Source organism: Pseudomonas sp. CM27, from assembly GCF_013179515.1.
Classification (GTDB): domain Bacteria; phylum Pseudomonadota; class Gammaproteobacteria; order Pseudomonadales; family Pseudomonadaceae; genus Aquipseudomonas.
The window spans coordinates 1-24,217 of the sequence record NZ_JABMCN010000067.1 but is presented as its reverse complement, the minus strand read 5'-3'; the positions used below and the strand labels follow the sequence as shown (position 1 = coordinate 24,217).

20 protein-coding genes are annotated in these 24,217 nt (G+C 63.1%); 6 read left to right on the top strand and 14 right to left on the bottom strand.

Going from position 1 to position 24,217, the window contains the following annotated elements:
• The 3 genes from HP547_RS10935 to HP547_RS10925 all read right to left on the bottom strand — a co-directional run.
• Positions 1 to 683 (bottom strand): PfkB family carbohydrate kinase (locus HP547_RS10935; protein ID WP_256676315.1); only part of this gene is annotated, 683 nt, incomplete at its 3' end.
• A gap of 130 nt (positions 684 to 813) precedes the next feature.
• On the bottom strand, positions 814 to 2,622 hold the full coding sequence (gene msbA, locus HP547_RS10930) for a lipid A export permease/ATP-binding protein MsbA (protein WP_172220845.1): 1,809 nt from the start codon (positions 2,620 to 2,622) through the stop codon (positions 814 to 816).
• A gap of 15 nt (positions 2,623 to 2,637) precedes the next feature.
• Entirely contained in the window at positions 2,638 to 3,813 is a 1,176-nt protein-coding gene (locus tag HP547_RS10925) for an O-antigen ligase (protein WP_172220842.1), read from the bottom strand.
• Positions 3,814 to 3,913: 100 nt separating this feature from the next.
• On the opposite strand from HP547_RS10925, the gene HP547_RS10920 reads away from it, so the two are divergent.
• On the top strand, positions 3,914 to 4,519 hold the full coding sequence (locus HP547_RS10920) for a toluene tolerance protein (protein WP_172220839.1): 606 nt from the start codon (positions 3,914 to 3,916) through the stop codon (positions 4,517 to 4,519).
• A 3-nt stretch (positions 4,520 to 4,522) separates the two neighbouring features.
• On the opposite strand, the gene HP547_RS10915 is transcribed toward HP547_RS10920, so the two are convergent.
• The 9 genes from HP547_RS10915 to HP547_RS10875 all read right to left on the bottom strand — a co-directional run bounded on the left by HP547_RS10915 (position 4,523) and on the right by HP547_RS10875 (position 13,859).
• Positions 4,523 to 5,614, bottom strand: coding sequence for a glycosyltransferase (locus HP547_RS10915; RefSeq protein WP_172220836.1), 1,092 nt, complete (start codon positions 5,612 to 5,614; stop codon positions 4,523 to 4,525).
• 37 nt (positions 5,615 to 5,651) lie between these two features.
• Positions 5,652 to 6,425, bottom strand: coding sequence for a glycosyltransferase family 2 protein (locus HP547_RS10910; protein WP_172286286.1), 774 nt, complete (start codon positions 6,423 to 6,425; stop codon positions 5,652 to 5,654).
• Between the two features lie 64 nt (positions 6,426 to 6,489).
• Positions 6,490 to 7,446, bottom strand: a complete 957-nt coding sequence (locus HP547_RS10905; protein WP_172231311.1) for a glycosyltransferase — start codon at positions 7,444 to 7,446, stop codon at positions 6,490 to 6,492.
• Between the two features lie 48 nt (positions 7,447 to 7,494).
• On the bottom strand, positions 7,495 to 8,898 hold the full coding sequence (locus HP547_RS10900; RefSeq protein ID WP_172286287.1) for a PIG-L family deacetylase: 1,404 nt from the start codon (positions 8,896 to 8,898) through the stop codon (positions 7,495 to 7,497).
• Positions 8,895 to 9,791: an antimicrobial resistance protein Mig-14 gene (locus tag HP547_RS10895; protein ID WP_172286285.1), complete on the bottom strand. Its 897-nt coding sequence runs from the start codon at positions 9,789 to 9,791 to the stop codon at positions 8,895 to 8,897. Before HP547_RS10895 ends, HP547_RS10900 begins: the two co-directional genes overlap by 4 nt.
• A complete protein-coding gene (locus HP547_RS10890; protein ID WP_172286284.1) occupies positions 9,791 to 10,921 on the bottom strand; it encodes a glycosyltransferase in 1,131 nt (376 codons plus the stop codon). The genes HP547_RS10895 and HP547_RS10890 overlap by 1 nt, the downstream gene beginning before the upstream one ends.
• The gene (locus tag HP547_RS10885) at positions 10,905 to 12,662 is read right to left on the bottom strand and encodes a carbamoyltransferase (RefSeq protein ID WP_110745982.1); all 1,758 of its coding nucleotides are present in this window, start codon (positions 12,660 to 12,662) and stop codon (positions 10,905 to 10,907) included. The genes HP547_RS10890 and HP547_RS10885 overlap by 17 nt, the downstream gene beginning before the upstream one ends.
• A gap of 124 nt (positions 12,663 to 12,786) precedes the next feature.
• Positions 12,787 to 13,623, bottom strand: a complete 837-nt coding sequence (locus HP547_RS10880) for a 23S rRNA (adenine(2030)-N(6))-methyltransferase RlmJ (protein WP_172286283.1) — start codon at positions 13,621 to 13,623, stop codon at positions 12,787 to 12,789.
• A gap of 47 nt (positions 13,624 to 13,670) precedes the next feature.
• Entirely contained in the window at positions 13,671 to 13,859 is a 189-nt protein-coding gene (locus HP547_RS10875) for a hypothetical protein (RefSeq protein WP_172286279.1), read from the bottom strand.
• Positions 13,860 to 13,871: 12 nt separating this feature from the next.
• Between HP547_RS10875 and HP547_RS10870 the strand changes: the two genes are divergently transcribed.
• Complete coding sequence (locus HP547_RS10870) at positions 13,872 to 14,069, top strand: hypothetical protein (protein WP_256676314.1); 198 nt, start codon at positions 13,872 to 13,874, stop codon at positions 14,067 to 14,069.
• Positions 14,070 to 14,145: 76 nt separating this feature from the next.
• On the opposite strand, the gene putP is transcribed toward HP547_RS10870, so the two are convergent.
• The gene (putP, locus tag HP547_RS10865; RefSeq protein WP_172224425.1) at positions 14,146 to 15,624 is read right to left on the bottom strand and encodes a sodium/proline symporter PutP; all 1,479 of its coding nucleotides are present in this window, start codon (positions 15,622 to 15,624) and stop codon (positions 14,146 to 14,148) included.
• A gap of 75 nt (positions 15,625 to 15,699) precedes the next feature.
• Here putP and HP547_RS10860 point away from each other — a divergent pair, with 75 nt between their 5' ends.
• Together HP547_RS10860 and putA are read left to right on the top strand one after the other, a co-directional pair.
• Positions 15,700 to 15,918, top strand: coding sequence for a hypothetical protein (locus HP547_RS10860; RefSeq protein ID WP_172224428.1), 219 nt, complete (start codon positions 15,700 to 15,702; stop codon positions 15,916 to 15,918).
• A gap of 64 nt (positions 15,919 to 15,982) precedes the next feature.
• The gene (putA, locus tag HP547_RS10855; protein ID WP_172286282.1) at positions 15,983 to 19,936 is read left to right on the top strand and encodes a trifunctional transcriptional regulator/proline dehydrogenase/L-glutamate gamma-semialdehyde dehydrogenase; all 3,954 of its coding nucleotides are present in this window, start codon (positions 15,983 to 15,985) and stop codon (positions 19,934 to 19,936) included.
• Between the two features lie 428 nt (positions 19,937 to 20,364).
• On the opposite strand, the gene HP547_RS29650 is transcribed toward putA, so the two are convergent.
• Complete coding sequence (locus HP547_RS29650; RefSeq protein WP_256676313.1) at positions 20,365 to 20,562, bottom strand: hypothetical protein; 198 nt, start codon at positions 20,560 to 20,562, stop codon at positions 20,365 to 20,367.
• A 298-nt stretch (positions 20,563 to 20,860) separates the two neighbouring features.
• On the opposite strand from HP547_RS29650, the gene HP547_RS10850 reads away from it, so the two are divergent.
• On the top strand, positions 20,861 to 22,663 hold the full coding sequence (locus HP547_RS10850) for an acyl-CoA dehydrogenase (protein ID WP_172286281.1): 1,803 nt from the start codon (positions 20,861 to 20,863) through the stop codon (positions 22,661 to 22,663).
• 32 nt (positions 22,664 to 22,695) lie between these two features.
• Positions 22,696 to 24,138, top strand: coding sequence for a TldD/PmbA family protein (locus HP547_RS10845; protein WP_172286280.1), 1,443 nt, complete (start codon positions 22,696 to 22,698; stop codon positions 24,136 to 24,138).
• Positions 24,139 to 24,217: the final 79 nt, after the last annotated feature.

The following is a 24,217-nucleotide window of genomic DNA, read 5'->3' as shown; positions in this document are numbered from 1 at the left end:
AGCACGGCACCCAGGTCCAGGTCCAGCAACAGCTGCAGGCCCTTGGCAACCAGCTCGGCTTCATCGGCGCAACGGCCGACGATGGTCTCGAACTCGCTGAGGTTCGGCGTGATCAGGCTGGCGCCACGGTAGATGGAGAAGTCCTTGCCCTTGGGGTCGGCCAACACCGGAATGCCTTTGGCCCGCGCCGCCTGGATCAGGCTCTGGTGGTTTTTCAGTGCGCCCTTGCCATAGTCGGACAGGACCAGCACCTTGACCCCCTCGAGCAGGCCGTCAACCTCGGCGCCCAGCGACAGCGGGTCGGTGGCGAACGGCTCTTCGAAATCAATGCGCAGCAGCTGCTGGTGACGGCTCATGACCCGCAGCTTGACGATGGTCGGCTGGTGCGCAATGCGCTGGAAGACCGAGCGTACGCCGGCAGCCTGCAGGCTGTTGGCGAGGCTGTCGGCAGCCTCGTCCTGGCCGGTGACACCGATCAGCGACGCCGGCGCACCCAGCGCGGCGATGTTCAAGGCAACGTTGGCCGCGCCGCCGGGGCGATCCTCGATTTGATCGACCTTGACCACCGGGACTGGCGCTTCAGGCGAAATACGCGAAGTACCGCCATGCCAGTAGCGGTCGAGCATGACATCGCCGACCACCAATACCGGGGCTTGATCGAAACGCGGCATGGACAACTTCATGGGCAACCCATATGGAAATAATGAACAGGGGCAGGATATTAGCACAGGGTAGACGACGGCTTTATGGCCAGATCATCCCCGGAAAATTCCCGTGACAATCGGGGCCATCACGGCCCCGATCAAGGAGGGTTCAGGTGATATCGGCCTTGGCCGGCTCATCCAGGCCCATGGCATGCAGGCGGGCATAATGGCCATTGGCTGCAAGCAGCTCGGCATGGGTGCCGCGCTCGACCAGACGGCCCTGGTCCATGACCAGGATCTGATCGGCCTTCTCGATGGTCGACAAGCGGTGCGCAATCACCAGCGTGGTACGGCCTTGCATCACATGATCCAGGGCAGCCTGGATATGCCGCTCGGACTCGGTATCCAGCGCCGAGGTGGCTTCATCGAGGATCAGCAAGGGCGCGTTTTTCAACAGCGCGCGCGCAATTGCCAGACGCTGGCGCTGGCCACCGGAAAGCAGCACACCGTTTTCACCGACGTCCGTATCAAAGCCTTTCGGCAACTGATCGACAAACTCCTTGGCGTAGGCATCGGCCGCAGCGGCCTCGATATCTGCGCGCGGCGCGCCGGCCAGGTCGCCGTAAGCGATGTTGTTGGCTACCGTGTCGTTGAACAGGGTGACGTGCTGGGTGACCTGCGATACGTGGCGGCGCAGGTTGCGCAGGCGATAGTTCTCGATCTCCACGCCGTCCAGCAGAATCTGCCCTTGGTCGTGGTGATAGAAGCGCGGGATCAGTGCCGCCAGGGTCGACTTGCCGCTGCCGGAGCGGCCAACCAGGGCGATCATCTGCCCGGGCTCGGCGGTGAAGCTGATGTCGCTCAGCACTTCACGCTCGGTGCCCGGGTACGTGAAGCTCAGGTTACGCACTTCAAGGCGCCCTTCTACCCGCTCCTTCTCGATGGTGCCGGTGTCCACTTCCGGCTCTTCGTCCAGCTGCTCGAAGATGCTCTCCGCGCCGGCCAGGCCTTTCTGGATGGTCGAACTGACTTCCGACAACTGGCGAATCGGCTTGGGCAGCAGGCCGGCGGCAGTGATATAGGCCACCAGGTCGCCGGCGGTGGACTCACCGCGCAGGAACAGCACCAGGAACATCAACGCGGCCATGGCGCTGTAGATCACCAGCTGGAGCATCGGCGTGTACAGCGAGCCGGTCTTGGTCATGCGCAACTGCTTGTCGGTGTTGCTCTGGCTGGCCTTGCTGAAGCGCTGCTCCTCGTAGGCCTCGCCACCGAAGCTGCGGACCACGCGGTAGCCCTGGATGGTTTCCGAAGCGACGTGGGTGACGTCCCCCATGGCCACCTGGATCTTCTTGCTCTGCTTGCGGAATTTCTTGCTGGCGACGCTGACCATCACGGCGATCACCGGCAGGATGGCAACCATCACCAGTGTCAGGTGCCAGTTCATCCACAGCAGGTAGGCAAACAGGAACACCACGGTCAGGCCTTCGCGAATCACCACCTTGATAGCATCGGTGGCAGCACCGGTGACCATGGTCACGTTGAAGGTGATGCGCGAAATCAGGTGCCCGGAATTGTGGTTGTCGAAGTAGCGGTTCGGCAGCACCAGCAGCTTGTTGAACAGCTCCACCCGCAGGTCGTGCACCAGGCACAAGGACACCTTGGCCAGAAAGTAGTTACCCAGGAAAGAGCCAAGCCCCTGCCACGCGGCAATCAGGATGATCAGCAGCGGCACCGCCTGCAGTAATTGCAGGTCGCGCAGGTAGGGCACGTTGGGGAACAACACAGCCTCGGGATTGCTAAGCCCGTCGACGAAATACTTGAGGATGCCGGCCAGCATTGGCTGGGTCGAGGCAAAGATCACGAAACCGACAATGCTCAGCAGGAAAATGCCGACATAGGGTTTCACATAGCCCAGCAGCCGGAAGTAGATCTTCAGGCTGGAGGTGGGCTCCGCCGGTCGCGGTGTTTCGGCCATTATCGAGCTCGCTGTTCAGGTTGAACCGGAAATTTTACCACAGGCGCCATTTTCGGCACGCCCCCATGGCAGCAACATGGCAAGGCCCACCGGCAGCCAACTGATGAACCACTCGGCACGCGGTGTTCCGGTGAGGCTGGCGGCGTCAAACTGCATGGCCAAGGTCGAGTACACCCAGAAACCAAGCAGGAGCTTGCCGAGCAACGTTGCGCGGGCGCGGAGGATTTCAGCCAGGGCAAACAGCCACACGGCTACCCACAGCAGCATGCCGGGCAGGCCCATTTCCACCGCGGCGTGGGTGAACATGTTGTGAGTATGCTCGAACTGCTGGCCGGCTGCGTTGACATGGTAGCCAGCCCCCAGACCCAGCCCGGTCCAGGGATGTTCGGCAATCATGTCGAGTACGGCATGGAAGATCTCCGGACGGTAGGACGAACCGCGCTCGGCAATCAGGTCGTACACCGTGGAAAGCGCCAGGCCGGTAGCGAAAACAGCGAGGATGGAAAATACCCTACTGTGGCGGTCGCGGAACCACAGCGGTGCGATCACGACGGTAATCACCAAAGCCAGAATCGCGCCACGGCTCTGGCTGAGGATCACGAACGCCCCCAGGCAGGCCAGTGCTGCCAGCCACGCCAGTTGCGTGCCGCGCTGGCGAGGCGGCTGGTAGAGCAGGAACAGCACAGCCGAAGCGATGACATACGCCCCCAGGATGGGGTGGGATATTTCACCGATACCCGCCAGCCTGAGCCGCCATGGCATCTCCTGCAGCCCGTAGAAGTTGATGACCGACACCAGCGCGGCAATCGCCAGCAATGCACTGCCGAGCTGCAGCAGCTGGCGGATGCGCGTCAGGCCAGCCTGGGCCAGCAACGGGAACGCCAGCAGGAATACCAGGATATAGAGCAGACGCTTGATTTCGCGCCCAGGATCTTCGGCAGGCGACCAGACCAGGCTGACCCCGCTCCATGCCAGCAGCAGCAACACGCTTGTCCACAGCGCCGGCTGGCGCTTCCAGGCCTGTGCCAGCACGTCGCGAGCCGACCACGCCAAGAGCAGCGTCGGCAGCCACAGGAACAACACCAGCCCCTGTTGATAAACCTTGTTGCTCGGCGCCAGGGCGATCGCAGCCAGGAACCAGACCAGACCCAACCCCAACCAGGCTCTTGCCCAGCTTTTCTGATACAACATCCTTTCCCCCGATGAATCAAAAACACCATCCATGGTGCTACAGCATTATTTTCGGCATTATTGCCGGTCATTTTGCTCGCCAGACGACAAGGCCCTATTCATGCAATGCTCCCGGCTCACCCAGGTCGACTTCGATCAGCTGACACTCGGCGCACAGGTACTTGAGGCAGACAGCCATGGCGCCAAAGTCTACCTGCTCGAGGATGGAAATTTCCTTAAGGTTTTTCGTAGGAAAAGACTGATTTCATCTGCGCTGCTGCGCCCGTACTCGCAGCGCTTTGTCGATAATGCCGCACGCCTGGCGCAATTGGGCATTCCCACCCTCGAGGTAATCAGCCAGCACAAGCTCGACCTGCCAGGCCGCACCGCCGTGCTTTATCGCCCGCTCCCAGGGCGGACGCTGCTGCAGATGTCGCGCGATGAAGGTTTCAGCTGGGACATCTACCTGCCCCGGCTGATCGAACTGATCCGTCAGTTGCACCGTAGCGGGGTTTACTTCCGCTCGCTGCATCTAGGCAATGTGGTAGTCACCCCCGACCAGCGCCTGGGCCTGATCGACGTGGCCGACATGCGCTTCCTGCGCCCGCCGCTTTCGGCACGCATGATTCGTCGCAATGTGCAGCACATGGTGCGCTATATCGAGCGGGAGAACCTGGGTGACCAGTTCCCCCTCGCCGCATTCGAGGCAGCCCTGCTGGCCCGCTGAGGCTCAGCTGCGCAGCAGGCTCTGCGAGCCATTACAAAACGCTTGCCAGGCCTGCTCAGGCGCCAGCGCCTGGCGTTGCCTGGCGGCGACCGCCGGAGCACTGAGCGCCGCGCAGCGCGCGATCGCCTCGGCCCAGGCGCTCTGGTCGGCAGTGGGCAGGTAGCCACCGGTGTCACCCAACTGCTCGCGGAACACTGGCAGGTCGCTGCACACCACTGGCACATCGGCCATGACCGCCTCCTGCACCACCAGCCCCAGGCCTTCGGAACGCGAAGGCACCAGTAGCCAGTCGAACGCTCGGTACAGTTGCTGCAGGTCTTCACGGTGGCCGCACAGGTGAACCCGGCCTGCAAGGCCCAGCGCTTCGATACGCTCCTGCAGCAAGGCATGCAGGGGGCCTTCACCAATGATCGCCAACTGCAGGCCCGGTTGCCGTGCACTGGCCTTGGCGAATGCCTCGATCAGCATCTCGAAGCCTTTGCTTTCCACCAGGCGCCCGACTGCGCCCAGCATCACTGCGGCTGCCTGTGGCAAGCGCAGCACCTGCCTGGCCATGTCACGAGTCAGCAGCGGCTCGACGAATGCCAGCGGGTCAAGCGCCATGCGCAACGTCTGCACCGGCCTGCCGAGGTCGCGCTCCAGCGACTCGGCCAGGGTATGCGACACCGCCGCGATACTCAGCCGCTCGGGCGCCAGCATGCGCAACAGCCGCACATCGCTGGCGTTGAGCCGGGTCTTGCCATGGAACAGCACCTTGGCCCGTACGCCGGGAATATTCTGCAACAGCGGCAGCACCAGCCGTGCGACGCCAATGCCATCGAGCAGCACGATCTCTGCCTTGGCTTCGGCCAGCGCCTTGCGCAAGCGCATGCGCAGCCACGGCCGCAGCAGGCGCCAAAGGTGTCGGCCTTTCAGGGCACGTGGCGGCATGTGCCACTCCCGGGTCGAGCCAAGCCCGCAGCAGAGCCCGCTACCCAGCAGCAGCCAGTTACTGATCCGCGCATCGGCGCCCGCGTGCGACAGCACCTGCCGGTGCACTTTGTGGATGGACATGTACGGCGTTCCACCCGCCCACATCATATTGACGATGTTCATGGGCCCTCTCCCGCGCATGTCAGGTGGGACAGCGACATCAGTGAACAAAAATGGTGATACCCATGCCGATCAAGGCACCCGCCACCAGCGTCAATGCCAGTTTCATTCGATCACGTTGACGACGCTTGGCCTTGCGCTCCACTTCGATGGGCAAGGTCACGTGATTACCAAATCCGGTGTGTAAGACTGCATCACCCTCCAAAGTGACCGCTGTCAGATTTAACTCAGCGTAGCGCCGGGAAAGCGCCTTCTCTCCAGCATAGGCGGCAAATGGCGCGCAGCGCTGGTAATCGCTCAAGCGACGCAGGCCCGGGTTGAGCGAAAACGCCTGCCACTCGGCTTTTTCGGACAGCAACGGGTAGCAAGGCACGCCAGCGATCACCTGGCGATCGCCCAGGTGGATGTACGGGCTGTGGATGGCCAGGTCGTGGGCATGGCTGCGCAGCCACACCTGCAACAGGTTGGGGCTGACCTGCAGGATCGCCTGGGAGTCTTCGACGAAGCCCTGGCGATAGAAGTGCCAGTCGTCCTCGCAGTGGAAGATGTACGGCGTCTTCACCTGGCTGTAGGCCAGGTCGATAGACGGCAACTGGCCAAGCTGAGGCCGGTTGACGAACACCTTGCAGTGAGGCTTCCAATGCTCCGGCACAGCGTCATGCACGGCATCATCACCGGAATCCTCGGTGATGAACACCTCGCGAATGGGCGCGGTGTTGCAGCGATCGAAACTCTCAAGGGTGTCTTTGAGCAGGTCGAACCGCCCACAACTGGTCACGACGAGCGTGACGTCACTCTCATTTGAAAAGCGCACCGGACTCCCTCCGCATTGCGACTATCGGCTTTCAACACCCACTCCCAGGCGCGAAAGCTCTTGTTTAGATGCCCAGCTTCAGGCGCAACCGCTGCCACCCGGTCAAGGGTGGGTGGGGCCTGAGTGCCGGGCGCATGTGGTCGACGATGCTACGTCCAACTGCGCCGAAACTGAAACGGGAAACCGCCAGATGGCGGCCATTTTCTGCAATTTGCCGGGACAGTTCAGGGTCCGAACGCAAGCGGCGGAGCTTTTCCTGGAGCGTCGGGATGGTGTCATAGAACACCACGTTGTGCATGTCCTGCAGGCCCAGCGCGCGGTTCTCCTCCTCGCCCTGATCGTATGCCAGCAAAACACAGCCACAGGCCATGGCTTCGAAGTTCTTGATCATGTACTCGCCCATGCCGACATCGGCACTGACGAAAAAGCGGATACGGTTGAGCGTGTTGCAATAGTCCTCACCCGACTTGGTGCGGGTGACCACCAGGTTTTCGACCTGCCCCAGCTCATCCAGCAGCGCCTTGCGGCCGCTGTACGCAACACTGTTGGTGCTACCGACAAACGCCAGCTCGATGTCGCGCTCACGCCCCTGATCGGTCAGCAACTGCTCGTCGTAACCCTTGGGCACGAACACCGCATCGAAACCTTCCTGGCGAAGGCGCTCGCTGACCATGTAGCCAGAGCTGATTACCCGTGCCCACGGCAGTTGACGGTAATGGGCGCTGAACTTGCCGGTGTACTTGCAGGGAATGTAGTTCTGATAGGCATCGTGTTCGAGGATGACCAGGTTCGGCACGGTGCGAATGAACGCCACCTGGCGAATTTCCTGTTTGAAGCGCAGGAAGAAGACGATGCGGTCATAGCGTTCGACCTGCACTTCACGCTTGAAATAGCGGCGCAGGTTGCGCTGGTCTTCGCTGGTCAGCCAGCGCAGGTCACACTCGCAGTTGGCCGCGACGCCATCGTACAGACGGTCGAGGATCGCCCGCTGTTCTTTCTGCACCAGAAACAGGACTTTCATTGCATTCCTTGGGCGCTCTGCGCCATCGCGGTCAACCATGGGGCGCGCCTACAGCTCACGCCGCCAGAACAGTTCGTGCCGGCGCACAGCCTTGCGGAAGAACTCGTTCTCCCCGTACGGCGACGGCTTGCGCCCTGCCAGCCAGCGCTGCAGCAAGCGGCGCAGTCGGCGCTTGAAGGGTGCAGGTGGCTGCAGGTCGTGCATCATGCCCAGGGCCATGGCCTTGTCGCGCTGGGTAGCCAGGCCCAGCACCAGGCTGCAAGGCGCCCAGGCCTGCCCGGTGCTCAGTTGCGGAGGCAAGGCCACACCATCGCCACTGTCGCCCATTGGCCAGCGGTCGTTGTCGTGCAGGTGGTTGGCGTAGCACAGTAAAGTTTCTGGCTGCCAGGCCAGTCCCTGCAGGGCTTCCAGCACGGCCGCCTGGGCGCAGATATGGTCAGGGTGCGGGTCGAGCTGCGGGTGCGGCATCACCAGCACTTCAGGTTTTGCCATGTCGAGCAACGCCCGCAGGTCGGCCAGCAGGTTGTTCCAGGTCGGCGCGCCATCCCGGTCGGCCGGCAGGGGAAACGGGTTGAACTGGCGGAATACGCGGATATCGGCCAGCTCGGCCTCGCGGGAGGCGGCTGGCTGTTCCGGCGCAGCCTGCATGGCGGGCAGCTGCAGGCAGAAATAACCCAACTGCACGCAGCGCGACTCCGGCACCCCGGCCCAGCGCGGCACGGCGATGCTGTCCCACGCGCGCAGGCGCCCCTTCAGGCGCGCGGCATCGGCCTTGTCCAGGCCCATTTGCTGATAGTGCTCGGCCTCGATTTCACCAGCGGTCAGGGTGACCACCCAGGTTTCGTCGGCCTGGCTGTAAAGGCCGTATGCGGCCAGCTCGGCGTCATCGGCATGTGGCGCAATCACCATCACCCGACGTCGCTGCAACTCGACCGGCGGGGTTATCCACAGGCGTGGCTGGCCTTGTAGCCGGCAATGCCGGCCGCGCAGCCGCAACGTGCCAGCCTGCAGGGGCGCAGCCAGGCCGGTCAGGTTGAGGAAGCGCACGCCATCGACGCCACGCTCGAAGGTTTGTCGGTCAGCCTGCTCGCCAGCCAGCAGTTCGACCGCCGGGTCGAGGAAGCGCCCCACCCAGCTACTTTTCAGACGCAGTTCAAGGATCAGGGTTTCTTCGCCTTGCAGCGCGCATTCGGCCTTGAGCAGCCCCCCCTCCAGACTGGCGCGGGCTTGCTGCGTGTACTCGCCGAAGTCGTAGGCATAGTCCTCGCCTGGCGCGTAGAACAGGTGATCGGCAAACCACGCCTCATGGCCGGCCCAGAGCAGCGGCAACAGCAGCAGCGGCAACCACCACCAACTCACTACTGCCAAGCCGACCAGCGCAACCACGCCTGCCAGCAGGCCCAGGCGCTTGTTGCGCCGATGGCGCTTGAGCAATTGCTGCTTGCGGCTCACGCCTGGTACACCGGCACGGGGTTGCACCAGCGATCCTTGTACTCGCGGTCGGCACGGCCGAACGAGAAGCGCAGCGGCTTGTTGCGGGCACGGGCGTCTTCCCAGGCGGCCTGGGTATTGAGGAAGCTCAGCACGCTGCCCGGGCTGAAGGCCTTGGTTTCCGGGTCGACCCCGCCATTGATGTACTCGACGCTGACCCACTCCGGTGCCTCGACCCGATAGACCAACTGGATGGCAATCGGTTTGCCGTCCAGCAACAGTACCGAGCCGATCAGCAACGCGCGCAGACGCTCCAGCACCTCGGCCATGCGTTCGGCACCGGTGGCCGGGAAGCCCCAGCGGCGCTGGAACAGGTCGCAGTACATGCTGGCAATTTCCCCAGCGCTGAAGTCACCGATCGGGCGTACCACGCCGCCCGCCTCTTCCAGCAGGCGCAATTCGCGACGCTGGTTGTAGCGAAACTTCTTCGACAGGTCTTCAGGGGCCCGAGCCATGGCCAGCTGCTCCGCCTGCGCCTTGAGCCCGCTGAAACGGCCCTGGTTCAGCTCGGACAGATAGCGCGCGGCATGGCGCAACGGGGCAGTGGCATCGGCCGCTGCAGGCAGAATGATTTCGGCATTGCCCAGGTCGAACAGGGCTTTCTTGCCAGCACGCTTGAGCACGTCCTTGGACAGCGCCAGGTGTCGTCCCCAAGTGGGGATAGCGGCCCTGAGCTCGCCGGCCTGATGCCAGCCCAGGTACCGCACCGGGATCTGCGCCAGCTCGGCCAATTGCTCGACCACCAGCGGATGGGTGGCGACACTGCCGCCAAAGCGCGCCCACGCCTCGGCATAGGCCGCAGCATCGATAGCTTGCCAACCGCGCTCGCGGAAGGCCTGGATACGATTGAGCATCAGGCCTGCCCCACCAGCGCACGCACCTGCGGCAACTGCCAGAAGGCCTCGCGCACTGCCTGGTCGGAGAACCGCTGTCGCAGGCGTTGCAGCATGTGCTCGGCGCAGGCCTCGCGCTGCCCGGCGTCGAGCATGGCCATGTGCTTCAGGCCTTGGGCCAGCTGCGTTGCATCGCCCAGCGGGAACAGCATGCCGACCCCCTCGACCACTTCGCGCGCCCCGCCACAGGCCGTGGCCAGCACCGGCACGCCGGCGACCATGGCTTCGAGCAGGACCATGCCGAACGGCTCATGGTCAGAACTGAGGGCGAACACGTCGAACGCCTGGAAGTAGCGGCGCGCATCCGGCACCTGGCCCAGGAAGTCCACTTGTGCGCAGATACCCAGCTCCGCAGCCAGGGCCTTGAGTGTGGGCTCCAGGCGGCCTTTGCCGAGGATAGCCAGCCGGGCGCCGACCGGTAGCCCCGGCAGCGCCTGGGCAAACCCCCTCAGCAGGGTGGCCTGGTCCTTGTCCGGATGCAGCCGCCCGACGTTGCCGACGATCCACGCCTGCGCATCCAGGCCCAGGGCCTGGCGTGCCTCGGCACGTGGCACCAGGGCCGCCTGCAAGGCGTCGATGTCGATGCGGTTGTACAAAGTCTGGATACGTTCGCCCGGCCACTGCGGCAGGCAGCGACGCATGTCGTCACGCACCGCGTCGGACACACCCAGCAGGCTCAGGCGCTTGCTGAACAGGTTGGCGAACAACCGGCGGCCTTTGCGCTGATAATCGCCAAAGGCATGGTGCACCCCGATTACCGGCAGGCCCGTACCCAGCAGAGCCACATAGATCGGCTTGAAACGGTGGGCAATGCAGAATGCGAAATTGCGCTCGGCCGCGATCCGCCGTAGTGCGCGAATGGCGCCGAGCTTCAGCCCACGCACGGCCTTGGAGCTGAACTCCAGGAACAGCACCTCGTCCGACGCGCAGCCGGCCGCCACTTGAGGATCGGCTGCGCCGGTGAGGAACACCGTGGTGACCTGGTAGCCACGCCCCTGGAACAGGCTGGCGTACTGACGGGCACAGTCCAGGAACGGCCCGTCATAGCCATGGCAGAACTGCAGGATGCGCGGTTCAGAGCGGCTGGTCATACGCGGCTGCGCCGTCCTTCACCACCAGGATGTCTTCCATGATCAGGTACTGCAGGTCCGAGCCGAAGAACATGTTCAAGGCGTCGGTCGGCGAGCAGATCATCGGCTCACCACGGCGGTTCAGCGAGGTGTTCAGCGACACGCCGTTGCCGGTCAGGTCTTCCAGCGCTTTCATCATGTCGTAGTAGCGCGGGTTGTATTCGCGCTTGAGCACCTGGGCACGCGAAGTGCCGTCCTCGTGAACCACTTCCGGCACGCGGGTCTTCCACTCTTCAGCCACTTCGAAGGTGAAGGTCATGAACGGCGCCGGGTGGTCGACCTTGATCATCTGCGGGGCGACGGTGTCGAGCATCGACGGGCAGAAGGGTCTCCAGCGTTCACGGAACTTGATCTGGTGGTTGATGCGGTCGGCCACGCCTTCGACGCTAGGGCAACCGATGATCGAACGACCACCCAGGGCACGCGGGCCGAACTCCATGCGGCCCTGGAACCAGGCCACCGGGTTGCCGTCGACCATGATTTTGGCGATCTGCTCGGGCATGTTGTCGAGCTTGCGCCACTTCGGCGCGTCCGGGTGACGGGCGCAGGCGGCGATCACGTCCTCGTTGGAGTACGAAGGGCCGAGGTAGACATGCTCCATCTTCTCGACCGGCACGCCACGGGCGTGAGAGACGTAGGCAGCAGCACCAACTGCAGTACCGGCGTCGCCGGAGGCCGGCTGGACGAACAGCTCCTTGACGTCGGAACGGGCGATGATCTTCTGGTTGAGCTTGACGTTCAGCGCGCAGCCGCCGGCGAAGGCCAGCTTGCCGGTTTCACGCAGGGTATCGCCCAGGTAGTGATCGATCATCTGCAAGGCGAGCTTTTCGAACAGCGCCTGCATGCTGGCCGCGTAGTGGATGTACGGCTCGTCGGCGATGTCGCCTTCGCGTTTCGGGCCCAGCCATTCGATCAGCTTCGGCGAGAAATAGAAGCCCTTGCCTTTCTCTTTGTAGCGGCGCAAGCCAATGACGTTGGCGTACTCGGTGTTGATCACCAGTTCGCCGTTTTCAAAGCTGGCCAGGCGCGAGAAGTCATACTTGCTGGCGTCGCCGTACGGCGCCATGCCCATGACCTTGAACTCACCGTCGAGCATCTCGAAGCCAAGGAACTCGGTAATAGCGCCATACAGGCCACCGAGGGAATCCGGGTCGAAGAATTCCTTGATCTTGTGGATCTTGCCGTTTTCGCCATAGCCGAAGAAGGTGGTGGCGTACTCACCTTTGCCGTCGATGCCCAGGATCGCGGTTTTTTCCTTGAAGCCCGAGCAGTGGTAGGCACTGGAAGCGTGGGCCAAGTGATGCTCGACCGGCTCGATCTTGACCTTTTTCGGGTCGAAGCCCAGCTGCTCCAGGCACCAGACGATCTTCTTGCGGTAGCGCTTGTAGCGACGGTTGCCCATCAGGATCGCGTCGAGGGCGCGGTCGGGGGCGTACCAGTAGCGCTTGGCATAGTGCCAGCGCGCTTTGCCGAACAGGCTGATCGGGGCGAACGGGATGGCTACAACGTCGACGTCGGAAGGCTTGATGCCCGCCTGCTCCAGACAGAACTTCGCCGACTCGTAGGGCATGCGGTTCTTCGCATGCTTGTCACGCACGAAGCGCTCTTCTTCGGCGGCGGCAATCAGCTTGCCGTCAATGTACAGGGCCGCGGAAGGGTCATGGCTAAGGGCGCCGGACAGGCCAAGAATCGTCAATGCCAAGGGATTAGCCTCTTCGTTCGGTAGAAATGCGCCAGCGGCCTCATGGGCGGGTGGCGACTAAAGGGCGGGATTATAACGCAAACACCAGGAACTGCGCGCTCCTGCACAGGGATCGCGGCGCGGCTTATTCGGCGATCAGCCAGTCCATGCGATAGCTGCCGGCGGTCTGCGCCAGCTCTTTGGCCAGCCACGGCAGCAGCTCTTTAAGCTCTTCTTCCAGGCCCCACGGCGGGTTGGCGATGGCCAGGCCCGAGCCGTTCAGGCCCTGCGGGCTGTCCTGGTGATGCACATACAGTTCGACCCGCAGCAACTTCGGCGCGCCAGTGCTGGTCAGGTCCTGATAGAAACGGGTGAGCGAGCGTTGATCCTTGATCGGGTACCAGATGGCCGCGACAGTCTGGCGCATGCGGCCGATCGCCTCTTTCATCGATGTGGTGCAACGCTTGAGCTCGTCAGCCTGCTCGAACGGCGGGTCGATCAGCATGATCGCGCGCTTTTCCTGCACCGGCAGCAGGGCCCGCGGCACATGCCAGCCTTCGCCCAGGTGCACGGTCACACGCGGGTCTTTCTTCATGTTCTCTTTGAGCAGCGGCCCGTCTTCAGGGTGCTTTTCATTGAGCAGGGCGCGGTCCTGCTGGCGCATGAGGCGGCGGGCCAATTCGGGCGAGCCGGGGTAGTAGCGCAGCTCGCCGTCGGCATTGAGGCGCTTGATGACGCGCAGGTAATCAGCGGCCATGGCCGGCAGGTCATCGCGATTCCACAGGCGGGCGACGCCTTCCAGGTACTCGCCGGTGCGGGTCGCCTGGTCGCCTTGCAAGTCATACAGACCAAGGCCGGCGTGGGTATCGATATAGGCGAACGGCTGCTCCTTGCGCGACATCAGGGCGATGAGGCGGGTCAGCACGATGTGTTTGAGGACGTCGGCGTGGTTGCCGGCGTGGAAGGCGTGACGATAGTTCATGGCAACTCCTGCGCAAGCGGCAAGTTTACCTCGCCTTGCCAGCGGAGTCAGGTGCAGCGATCAACCAGCAACACTTCTTCAGGCGCTCCCGCCCCCCCCTGAAAACCTTCATCCGCCGGAACGGGTTCCTGATTCTCCGCCGCGCTGCCAGCAGCAAGAATCCAGCTTCCACCCACCAGGAGTAGATGCAAATGAAAGCTTCCATTCAATACGATAAAACTCAAAATCGACTGCACGGAACACTCGGCGTGAACAATGTGCCCTACACCGCGCAGCTGAAACTCAAGAAACAAGATGGCACTGCCGAGACAATAGTGGTACCGAGCTCGAAGTCCGACGAGTGGGAAGTGAGCCTGGACCGCCATGGCCCTGGTACCTATGAAGCCAGGATCGTCCCGCGTGAAGCCGGCGCATTCGAGCCGACCCGGTGCGAGTTCACGCTCTAAGCAACAATCGCCCCAAACGCAAGCGGCCCGAACAACTACATTGTTCGGGCCGCTTGCGTTACTCATTCACAACTCATCACTTGTCAGCGTGATATGCCGCATCAGCGGTCTCAAAACGCTGCACCATCGCCTGCGAGGGGCTGCCCAGCTTGCTCACCAGGAAAATGGCGATGCTGGCGAACAGGAAGCCCGGGATGATTTCGTACAGCCCGAGAGTGTCGAAGTTCTTCCACAGGATCACGGTCAGTGCGCCAACCACGATCCCGGCCAGCGCGCCGTTACGGGTCATGCCTTTCCACAATACCGAGATCAGCACCACCGGGCCAAAGGCAGCGCCGAAGCCAGCCCAGGCATAGGCCACCAGGCCCAGTACGCGGTTTTCCGGGTTGGCAGCCATGCCAATGGCAATCAGTGCAACGGCCAATACCATCACCCGGCCTACCCATACCAGCTCGCGCTGCGAAGCACCCTTGCGCAGGAAGGCTTTGTAGAAGTCTTCGGTCAGCGCGCTAGAGCACACCAGCAGCTGGCAGCTCAGGGTACTCATCACTGCCGCCAGAATAGCCGACAGCAGCACGCCAGCCACCCATGGGTTGAACAGAATCTTGGCCAGCTCGATGAACACGCGCTCGTGGTTCTCGGTCACCGGGCCCGCCAGGTCCGGGTGCGCAGAGAAGTAGGCAATGCCGAAGAAGCCGACAGCACAGGTACCGGCCAGGCACAGGATCATCCAGGTCATGGAGATGCGACGGGCCTTGGCGATCGACTTGACCGAGTCGGCAGCCATGAAGCGCGCCAGGATGTGCGGCTGACCGAAGTAGCCCAGGCCCCAGCCCATCAGCGAAATGATGCCGATGAAGGTCGCGCCCTTGAGCATGTCGAAGTTGGCCGGGTTCTGCGCCTCGATGGCCAGGAAGGTCGTGTCGACGCCGCCCGTGGAGATCAGCACGATGATCGGCGTGAGGATGAGCGCGAAGATCATCAGCGAAGCCTGAACCGTGTCAGTCCAGCTCACCGCCAGGAAACCACCGATGAAGGTGTAGGCAATGGTCGCCGCGGCACCGGCCCACAGAGCGGTCTCGTACGGCATGCCGAAGGTGCTTTCGAACAGGCGGGCACCGGCCACGATGCCGGAGGCGCAATAGATGGTGAAGAACACCAGGATGACAATGGCCGAGATGATGCGCAGCAGGCCGCTCTGGTCCTCGAACCGGCTGGAGAAGTAGTCCGGCAGGGTCAACGCATCACCGTTGTGCTCGGTCTGCACGCGCAGGCGGCCTGCCACGAACAGCCAGTTCAGGTAGGCACCGACCGTCAGGCCGATGGCAATCCAGGCTTCGGAAAGGCCCGAGAAATAGATAGCGCCCGGCAGGCCCATCAGCAGCCAGCCGCTCATGTCGGAAGCGCCAGCCGAGAGCGCAGTGACCACGCTGCCCAGGCTGCGACCGCCAAGGATGTAGTCGGAAAGGTTGTTGGTGGAGCGATAGGCGGCGAAGCCGATCAGCACCATTACCGCAATGTAGATCACGAAGGTGATCGTTAGTGGATTGCCCATGCGTGTGCCCTGGCGTTTGTTTTTATGTCATGCACAACCAACCGTTTGGATGGTTGCACCCAGGCGGCGAATCCTATGCAACAACGCAAAGACGGTGCAACCCTTTTTCAGTTACAAGTTGCACCTTCTGCAACATTTTCAGATAAAGCCGCTTTTTTGCTCCTTTTGGGAGCATCAACCGCAATTTTCAGAAGAAAAAGCAACCAAAACGGCCCTTTCGGCCATATGGAAAAGAGTGTCGGACGAGTTGCACCCAATAAACGGAAAATTCCGGTTGCACCTGGTTGCACCTGAAATATCCTACAGCTACTCTTGGCAACAGCTTAGGCCACAACCGTGGCAATAATGAGGATAAGAAATGGCGACGACCACCCTTGGGGTCAAACTCGATGACCCGACCCGTGAGCGACTCAAGGCAGCTGCGCAGTCTATCGACCGCACGCCGCACTGGTTGATCAAGCAAGCGATCTTCAATTACCTGGAGAAGCTCGAGGGTGGTGCCACCCTGACCGAAATCAACGGTCATGCCAGCAGCCTGGCAGATGACGCCGGCGAAGTGCAGGCCGATCATGCTCACCAGTGCTTCCTGGAGTTTGCCGAGAGCATCCTGCCGCAGTCGGTACTGCGCTCGGCAATTACCGCCGCTTACCGCCGCCCCGAACAGGAAGTGGTGCCGATGCTGCTGGAGCAGGCGCGCCTGAGCGCTCCGCTGGCCGAAGCGACCAACAAGATGGCCGCTGGTATCGCTGAAAAGCTGCGCAACCAGAAGAGCGCTGGCGGCCGTGCCGGTATCGTCCAGGGCCTGCTGCAGGAATTCTCCCTCTCCTCCCAGGAAGGCGTGGCACTGATGTGTCTGGCCGAAGCGCTGCTGCGCATCCCCGACAAAGGTACCCGCGACGCCCTGATCCGCGACAAGATCAGCAACGGCAACTGGCAGCCACACCTGGGCAACAGCCCATCGCTGTTTGTCAACGCGGCTACCTGGGGCCTGCTGCTGACCGGCAAGCTTGTTTCCACCCATAACGAAGCAGGCCTCACCTCCTCGCTCACCCGCATCATCGGCAAGAGCGGCGAGCCGATGATCCGCAAGGGCGTCGACATGGCCATGCGTTTGATGGGCGAGCAGTTCGTCACTGGCGAAACCATCGCCGAAGCTCTGGCCAACGCCAGCCGCTTCGAGTCCAAGGGCTTCCGTTACTCCTACGACATGCTTGGCGAAGCTGCACTCACCGAGCACGATGCGCAGAAGTACCTGGCGTCCTACGAACAGGCGATCCATTCGATCGGCAAGGCTTCCCATGGCCGTGGCATCTATGAAGGCCCGGGCATCTCGATCAAGCTGTCCGCGCTGCACCCGCGCTACAGCCGCGCCCAGTACGAGCGCGTGATGGAAGAGCTGTACCCGCGCCTGCTGTCGCTGACCCTGCTGGCCAAGCAATACGACATCGGTCTGAACATCGACGCCGAAGAAGCCGACCGCCTTGAGCTTTCCCTCGACCTGCTCGAGCGCCTGTGCTTCGAGCCGTCCCTGGCGGGCTGGAACGGTATCGGCTTCGTCATCCAGGCCTATCAGAAACGCTGCCCGTACGTGATCGACTACGTCATCGACCTGGCCAAGCGCAGCCGCCATCGCCTGATGATCCGCCTGGTGAAAGGCGCCTACTGGGACAGCGAGATCAAGCGCGCCCAGGTCGAAGGCCTGGAAGGCTACCCGGTCTACACCCGTAAGGTTTACACCGACGTGTCCTACGTGGCCTGCGCCCGCAAGCTGCTGGCCGTGCCGGAAGCCATCTACCCGCAGTTCGCTACCCACAACGCCCACACCCTGTCGGCCATCTACCACATCGCCGGCCAGAACTATTACCCCGGCCAGTACGAGTTCCAGTGCCTGCACGGCATGGGCGAGCCGCTGTACGAGCAGGTGGTCGGCAAGATCTCCGAAGGCAAGCTGAACCGTCCTTGCCGCGTTTATGCGCCGGTCGGCACCCACGAAACGCTGCTGGCCTACCTGGTGCGTCGCCTGCTGGAAAACGGCGCCAACACCTCGTTCGTCAACCGCATCGCCGACCACTCGATTTCCATTCAGGAACTGGTTGCCGACCCGGTCGCCAGCATCGAGCGCATGGGCACCCAGGAAGGCAGCCTCGGCCTGCCACACCCGCGCATCCCGATGCCGCGTGAGCTGTATGGCAGCGAGCGGGCCAACTCGGCCGGTATCGACATGGCCAACGAACACCGCCTGGCGTCGCTGTCCTGCGCCATGCTGGCCACCGCGCACAACGACTGGAAAGCTGCCCCGCTGCTGGCCTGCAGCGCCAGCGAGTCCGCTGCTGCACCTGTGCTGAACCCGGCGGACCACCGCGACGTGGTCGGCCATGTCCAGGAAGCCACCGTAGGCGACGTCGACAACGCCATCCAGTGCGCGATCAACGCCGCGCCGATCTGGCAGGCCACGCCGCCGGCTGAACGCGCCGCCATCCTGGAACGCACCGCCGACCTGATGGAAGCCGAGATCCAGCCGCTGATGGGCCTGCTGGTGCGTGAAGCCGGCAAGACCTTCGCCAACGCCATCGCCGAAGTGCGCGAGGCGGTGGACTTCCTGCGCTACTACGCAGTGCAGGCCCGCAACGACTTCAGCAACGACGCCCACCGCCCGCTGGGCCCGGTGGTGTGCATCAGCCCGTGGAACTTCCCGCTGGCCATCTTCACCGGCCAGGTGGCTGCGGCACTGGCCGCGGGCAACCCGGTACTGGCCAAGCCGGCCGAGCAAACCCCGCTGATCGCCGCACAGGCCGTGCGCCTGCTGCTGGAAGCCGGCATTCCTGAAGGCGTGCTGCAACTGCTGCCAGGCCGCGGCGAAACCGTCGGTGCCGGCCTGGTCGGTGACGAGCGCGTCAAGGGCGTTATGTTCACCGGCTCCACCGAAGTTGCCCGTCTGCTGCAGCGTAACGTTGCCGGCCGCCTGGACAACCAGGGCCGCCCGATCCCGCTGATCGCCGAAACCGGCGGCCAGAACGCAATGATCGTCGACTCCTCGGCACTGACCGAGCAGGTGGTGATCGACGTGGTGTCTTCGGCCTTCGACAGCGCCGGCCAGCGTTGCTCGGCCCTGCGCGTGCTGTGCCTGCAGGAAGACTCCGCCGACCGCGTGATCGAAATGCTCAAAGGTGCCATGGCCGAGAGCCGCCTGGGCAACCCGGACCGCCTGGCCGTGGACATCGGTCCGGTGATCGACGCCGAAGCCAAGGCCGGCATCGAGAAGCACATCCAGGGTATGCGCGAAAAAGGCCGTTCGGTTTATCAGGTCGCCATTGCCGATGCTGCCGAGGTCAAACGCGGCACCTTCGTCATGCCGACGTTGATCGAACTGGACAGCTTCGACGAACTGAAACGCGAAATCTTCGGCCCGGTGCTGCACGTGGTGCGCTACAACCGTCGCAACCTGGACCAGCTGATCGAGCAGATCAACAATTCCGGCTATGGCCTGACCCTGGGCGTGCACACCCGTATCGACGAGACCATTGCCAAGGTGGTGGAAACCGCCAACGCCGGCAACATGTACGTCAACCGCAACATCGTAGGTGCAGTGGTGGGCGTGCAGCCGTTCGGTGGTGAAGGCTTGTCCGGCACCGGCCCGAAAGCCGGCGGCCCGCTGTACCTCTACCGCCTGTTGTCGACCCGCCCGGTCGACGCAATAGCTCGCCACTTCGCACTGCAGGATGGCGAAGGCAAGCCAGACCGCGCCCTGCACGAGCAACTGATCAAGCCTCTGCACGGCCTGAAGGCCTGGGCCGAAGGCAACCAGCTGGCCGACCTGGCCACACTGTGCAGCCAGTTCGCCGGGCAATCGCAAAGCGGCATCGCCCGCCTGTTGCCAGGCCCGACCGGCGAGCGCAACAGCTACACCATTCTGCCCCGCGAGCATGTGCTGTGCCTGGCAGACAACGAAGCCGACCTGCTGGCGCAGTTCGCTGCAGTGCTGGCGGTTGGCAGCTCGGCGGTATGGGCTGACGGCGAACCGGGCAAAGCCCTGCGCGCCCGCCTGCCGAAGGAGCTGCAGGCCAAGGTCAAGCTGGTAGCGGACTGGAGCAAGGATGAGGTAGCGTTCGACGCCGTGATCCACCATGGCGACTCGGACCAGCTGCGCAGCGTGTGCCAGCAGGTAGCCAAGCGTGCCGGGGCGATCGTCGGTGTGCACGGGCTGTCCAGCGGCGACCATCAGATTGCGCTTGAGCGACTGGTGATCGAGCGGGCGGTGAGTGTGAACACTGCGGCTGCTGGGGGTAATGCCAGCTTGATGACCATTGGCTGAGGCTGGGGGTTGTTGAAAGGAAAGGGAGAGCTTCGGCTCTCCCTTTTTTATGGAGTGCATGACTTGAAATTGGGGGTGGGCAGACAGGTGCCCGCCCCTTCACGCAACCGGGAGGCATGCCCTCACTGCTTCCTGCCCAACTCGGCATCATCCATCAGTGCCTTGGCCATTGCACGGGATACCGGGCTCAATGCGAAACAGTGGATGTGTGCAGTTTTCGCCTTGGCAGAAAGTCGTCTTGCCGACGGTGAACTGGGTATCTTCTGTTGTCATTGTTCAATCCCCTGATAATTTTCGACAGCCTGGGCGGCCCCTTTCGCGGGTGAACCCGCTCCCACAGGTTCATTACAAGCCCCAAGGTTTGCACAGTACCTGTGGGAGCGGATTTACCCGCGAAGAGGCCAGCCCAGGCAACACGTTACACAGCCTCAATGCACAGGCTTGGGCTCAGCGGCCATCTGCACCTGAATCAACGTCGACTCACGCAAAGCCCGCAGCGCCTCCAGTTCATGTATCGAGGTCATCATCAGGATCGAAGCCGGCGACCTGGGCTGCAGCTGCATGGCGTGGTGCACAACGGTTGCGGCACACGGCGCGTGATCCGTGGCCTGGAACAGGGTGCACAACCGCCACTCTCTTGTTTGACAGCAGGTGTGTGGTGGCCCTTATGACGGAAAACCTAACCGAACCAGGTCAGAATGCGGGGGACTGGAAGGTGTCCGCCTCACCCTTTCCAGCACCTGTGAGCGGCCTTGTCACGCGAAGCGCCACGCGGGCGGCGCCCGATCTCACAAGCGCAAAAAGGATCAAAGCGGGCAGCTGTATGCCCCACCCGTTCTCACCCCATATCACCCAAACCTATTAACCTCCCCCCACCTCAGCCGATTCCCTACACTCGCAGCATCCCGCCTCAGGACCGCCCCCATGCCCGAGACCCTGCTCTGCCACCGCAACCTGGCCTTCGAGCTCTACGAAGTCCTCGACGCCCAAGCCCTGACCCAACGCCCGCGCTTCGCCGAGCACAGCCGCGAAACCTTCGACGCGGCCCTGACCACCGCACGCACCATCGCCGAAAAGTTCTTCGCTCCGCACAACCGAAAGGCCGACGAAAACGAGCCGCGCTATGTAGACGGCCGCGCCGAGCTGATCGCGGAGGTGAAGCCGGCAGTCGACGCCTTCCTCGAAGCCGGCTTCCTCAACGCCAACCGCGACTTCGAGGTCGGTGGCATGCAGCTGCCCAGCCTGGTTTCGCAGGCCTGCTTCGCCCACTTCCAGGCCGCCAACGCTGGCACCACGGCCTACCCGTTCCTGACCATGGGCGCGGCGAACCTGATCGAGAGTTTCGGCACGGATGAACAGAAACGGCTGTTCCTGCAGCCGATGATCGAAGGCCGCTACTTCGGCACCATGGCGCTGACCGAGCCCCACGCAGGATCCTCGCTTGCCGATATCCGCACCCGTGCGGAACCGGCGGGCGACGGCAGCTACCGGCTCAGGGGCAACAAGATCTTCATCTCCGGCGGTGACCACGAACTGTCGGAAAATATCGTGCACATGGTCCTGGCCAAACTGCCGGACGCACCGCCAGGGGTGAAGGGCATCTCGCTGTTCATTGTCCCCAAGTACACGGTGAATCCGGACGGCAGCCTTGGCCCGCGCAACGATGTGCTGCTGGCCGGGCTGTTCCACAAGATGGGCTGGCGCGGCACCACCTCCACCGCCCTGAACTTCGGTGAGAATGGCCAGTGCGTCGGTTACCTGGTTGGCAAGCCACACCATGGCCTGGCCTGCATGTTCCAGATGATGAACGAGGCGCGCATCGGCGTTGGCATGGGCGCAGTAATGCTGGGTTACGCCGGCTACCTGTATTCGCTGGACTATGCCCGTCAGCGGCCACAAGGCCGGCTGCCGGACAGCAAAGACCCGCTCAGCCCCGCGGTACCGATCATCGCGCACACCGATGTGAAACGTATGCTGCTGGCACAGAAGGCATACGTGGAAGGTGCCTTCGACCTGGGCCTCTACGCAGCGCGCCTGTTCGACGATACCCAGACCGCCAACGACGAGGCGTCCCGCCACCAAGCGCAGGCGCTGCTCGACCTGCTGACCCCGATCGTCAAATCCTGGCCCTCGGCGTTCTGCCTCAAGGCCAACGAACTGGCTATCCAGATTCTCGGCGGCCACGGCTATACCCGTGAATACCCGGTTGAGCAGTACTACCGCGACAACCGCCTGAACCCGATTCACGAGGGCACCGAGGGCATCCAGTCGCTCGACTTGCTTGGGCGCAAACTGGCACAAAACAAGGGTGCCGGGCTCAAGCAACTTTTTCGGCTGATGGCAGCAACTGGCGAGCGCGCCAGCCACCATCCAAACCTTGCCTCCCTGCGCCAGCCGCTGGAGCAGTTGGTCAACCGCCTGCAAAGCGTAACCCTGGTACTGCTCGGCGACCTGGCCAAAGGTAAAGTCGCTGCCACCTTGGCCAATTCAGCCTTGTACCTCAAAGCCTTCGGTCACTGCGTGATCGGCTGGCGCTGGCTGGAGCAGGCGATTCACGCAGAGCTCGGCATGCGCAAAGGCAACCCCGCCGACCACGACTTCTACCTCGGCAAGCTGCAGGCCGCGCGTTATTTTCTGACCTGGGAATTACCAGGCTGCCATAATGAGCTGGCATTGCTCGAGGCGCGCGATGATACCTGCCTCGCCATGCAAGACGCGTGGTTCTAGGGGGGAGCCACCGTGTACACGGAGGCTTCCGCATGTTCGATTCCAGCGCCCTGCTGCGCCAGCGCTTTGCCGCGCTGCGCAGTACGGCCGAGTTGTTTTCCCTGCGCCATGTGACCCAGTCGCACCAGGCGCTTTCGGTTCGCCGCAATGTTGCCGAACCGCCGTTCTTCAGCCAGGACGAAGGCGCCATGCTCATCGCACGGGTGAATGGGGTGGAAGCTTATGCGGCCACCGCCGACCTGTCCCAGGCAGGCCTGCAGCGAGCACTGGAACGTGCCGAGGCACTGGCCCGGCAGATTGCCCGGCATAGCCTGCTCGATCTGCGCGATCAGCCAGTGACCGATGCACGCCACGACCACATTTCGCCCAACTTCGACCAACCTGTACCCACCCTGGGCGAGTGCCTTGGCCTGCTCGCCGCCGAATCGGCCAGCGTGCCCAAGGACAGCCGCCTGGTAGACTGGCAGGCCAGCCTGGGCCTGAGCCTGGTCGAGCAGACCTATCTCAATTCGGCCGGCGCCGAACTGCGCCACGCCCAACGCTTCCTGTTCCCCGGCCTGGGCGTCACCGCCAGCGATGGCCAGGACAGCCAGAGCCGTAGCCTGGGCCGCGACAACTTCGGCCAGCAGGGTGGCTTCGAGATCATCGAGCGCTGCGGCCTGGTGGGCGCAGCCAGCCGGGTGGCTGACGAAGCGCTGCAGCTGCTGCTGGCCCCGAACACACCCAGCGGCCCGCGCGACCTGTTGCTGATGCCGGACCAGATGATGCTGCAAATCCACGAGTCCATTGGCCACCCGCTGGAGATGGACCGTATTCTCGGCGACGAGCGCAACTACGCCGGTACCAGCTTCGTCAAAGCCAGTGACTTCGGCCACCTGCAATACGGCTCCCCGCTGCTGAACGTGACCTTCGACCCGACCATCGGCGAAGAACTGGCCAGCTACAGTTTCGATGACGACGGCACCCCGGCCAGCAAGCAGTTCCTGATTCGCCACGGCCTGTTGCTGCGCCCGCTGGGCGGCGCGCTGTCGCAGTTCCGTTCTAGCCTGGACGGCGTGGCCAACAGCCGCGCCTGTGGCTGGAACCGTGCGCCGATCGATCGCATGGCCAACCTCAACATCGAACCCGGCGACCAGACCCTGCGGCAACTGATCCAGGGCATCGAACACGGCATACTGATGCGTACCAACCGCTCCTGGTCCATCGACGATGCGCGCAACAAGTTCCAGTTCGGCTGTGAATGGGGCCAGTTGATTGAAAACGGCGAGCTCAAGGGCATCGTCAAGAACCCCAACTATCGCGGCATCTCCGCGCAGTTCTGGCGCAACCTGTCGGCAGTCGGCGACCGCAGCACCTTCCAGGTACTGGGCACGCCCAACTGCGGCAAGGGTGAACCCAACCAGGTGGTGCGGGTCGGCCACGCGTCGCCAGCCTGCGTGTTCCGCCAGATCGACGTATTCGGAGGGGACGCCTGATGAAACAAGCATTCGAAGCCCTGGCCCTCGATGTGCGCACCGAGCTGCAAGCGGGCGAACAATTCACCCTCGGCTACAG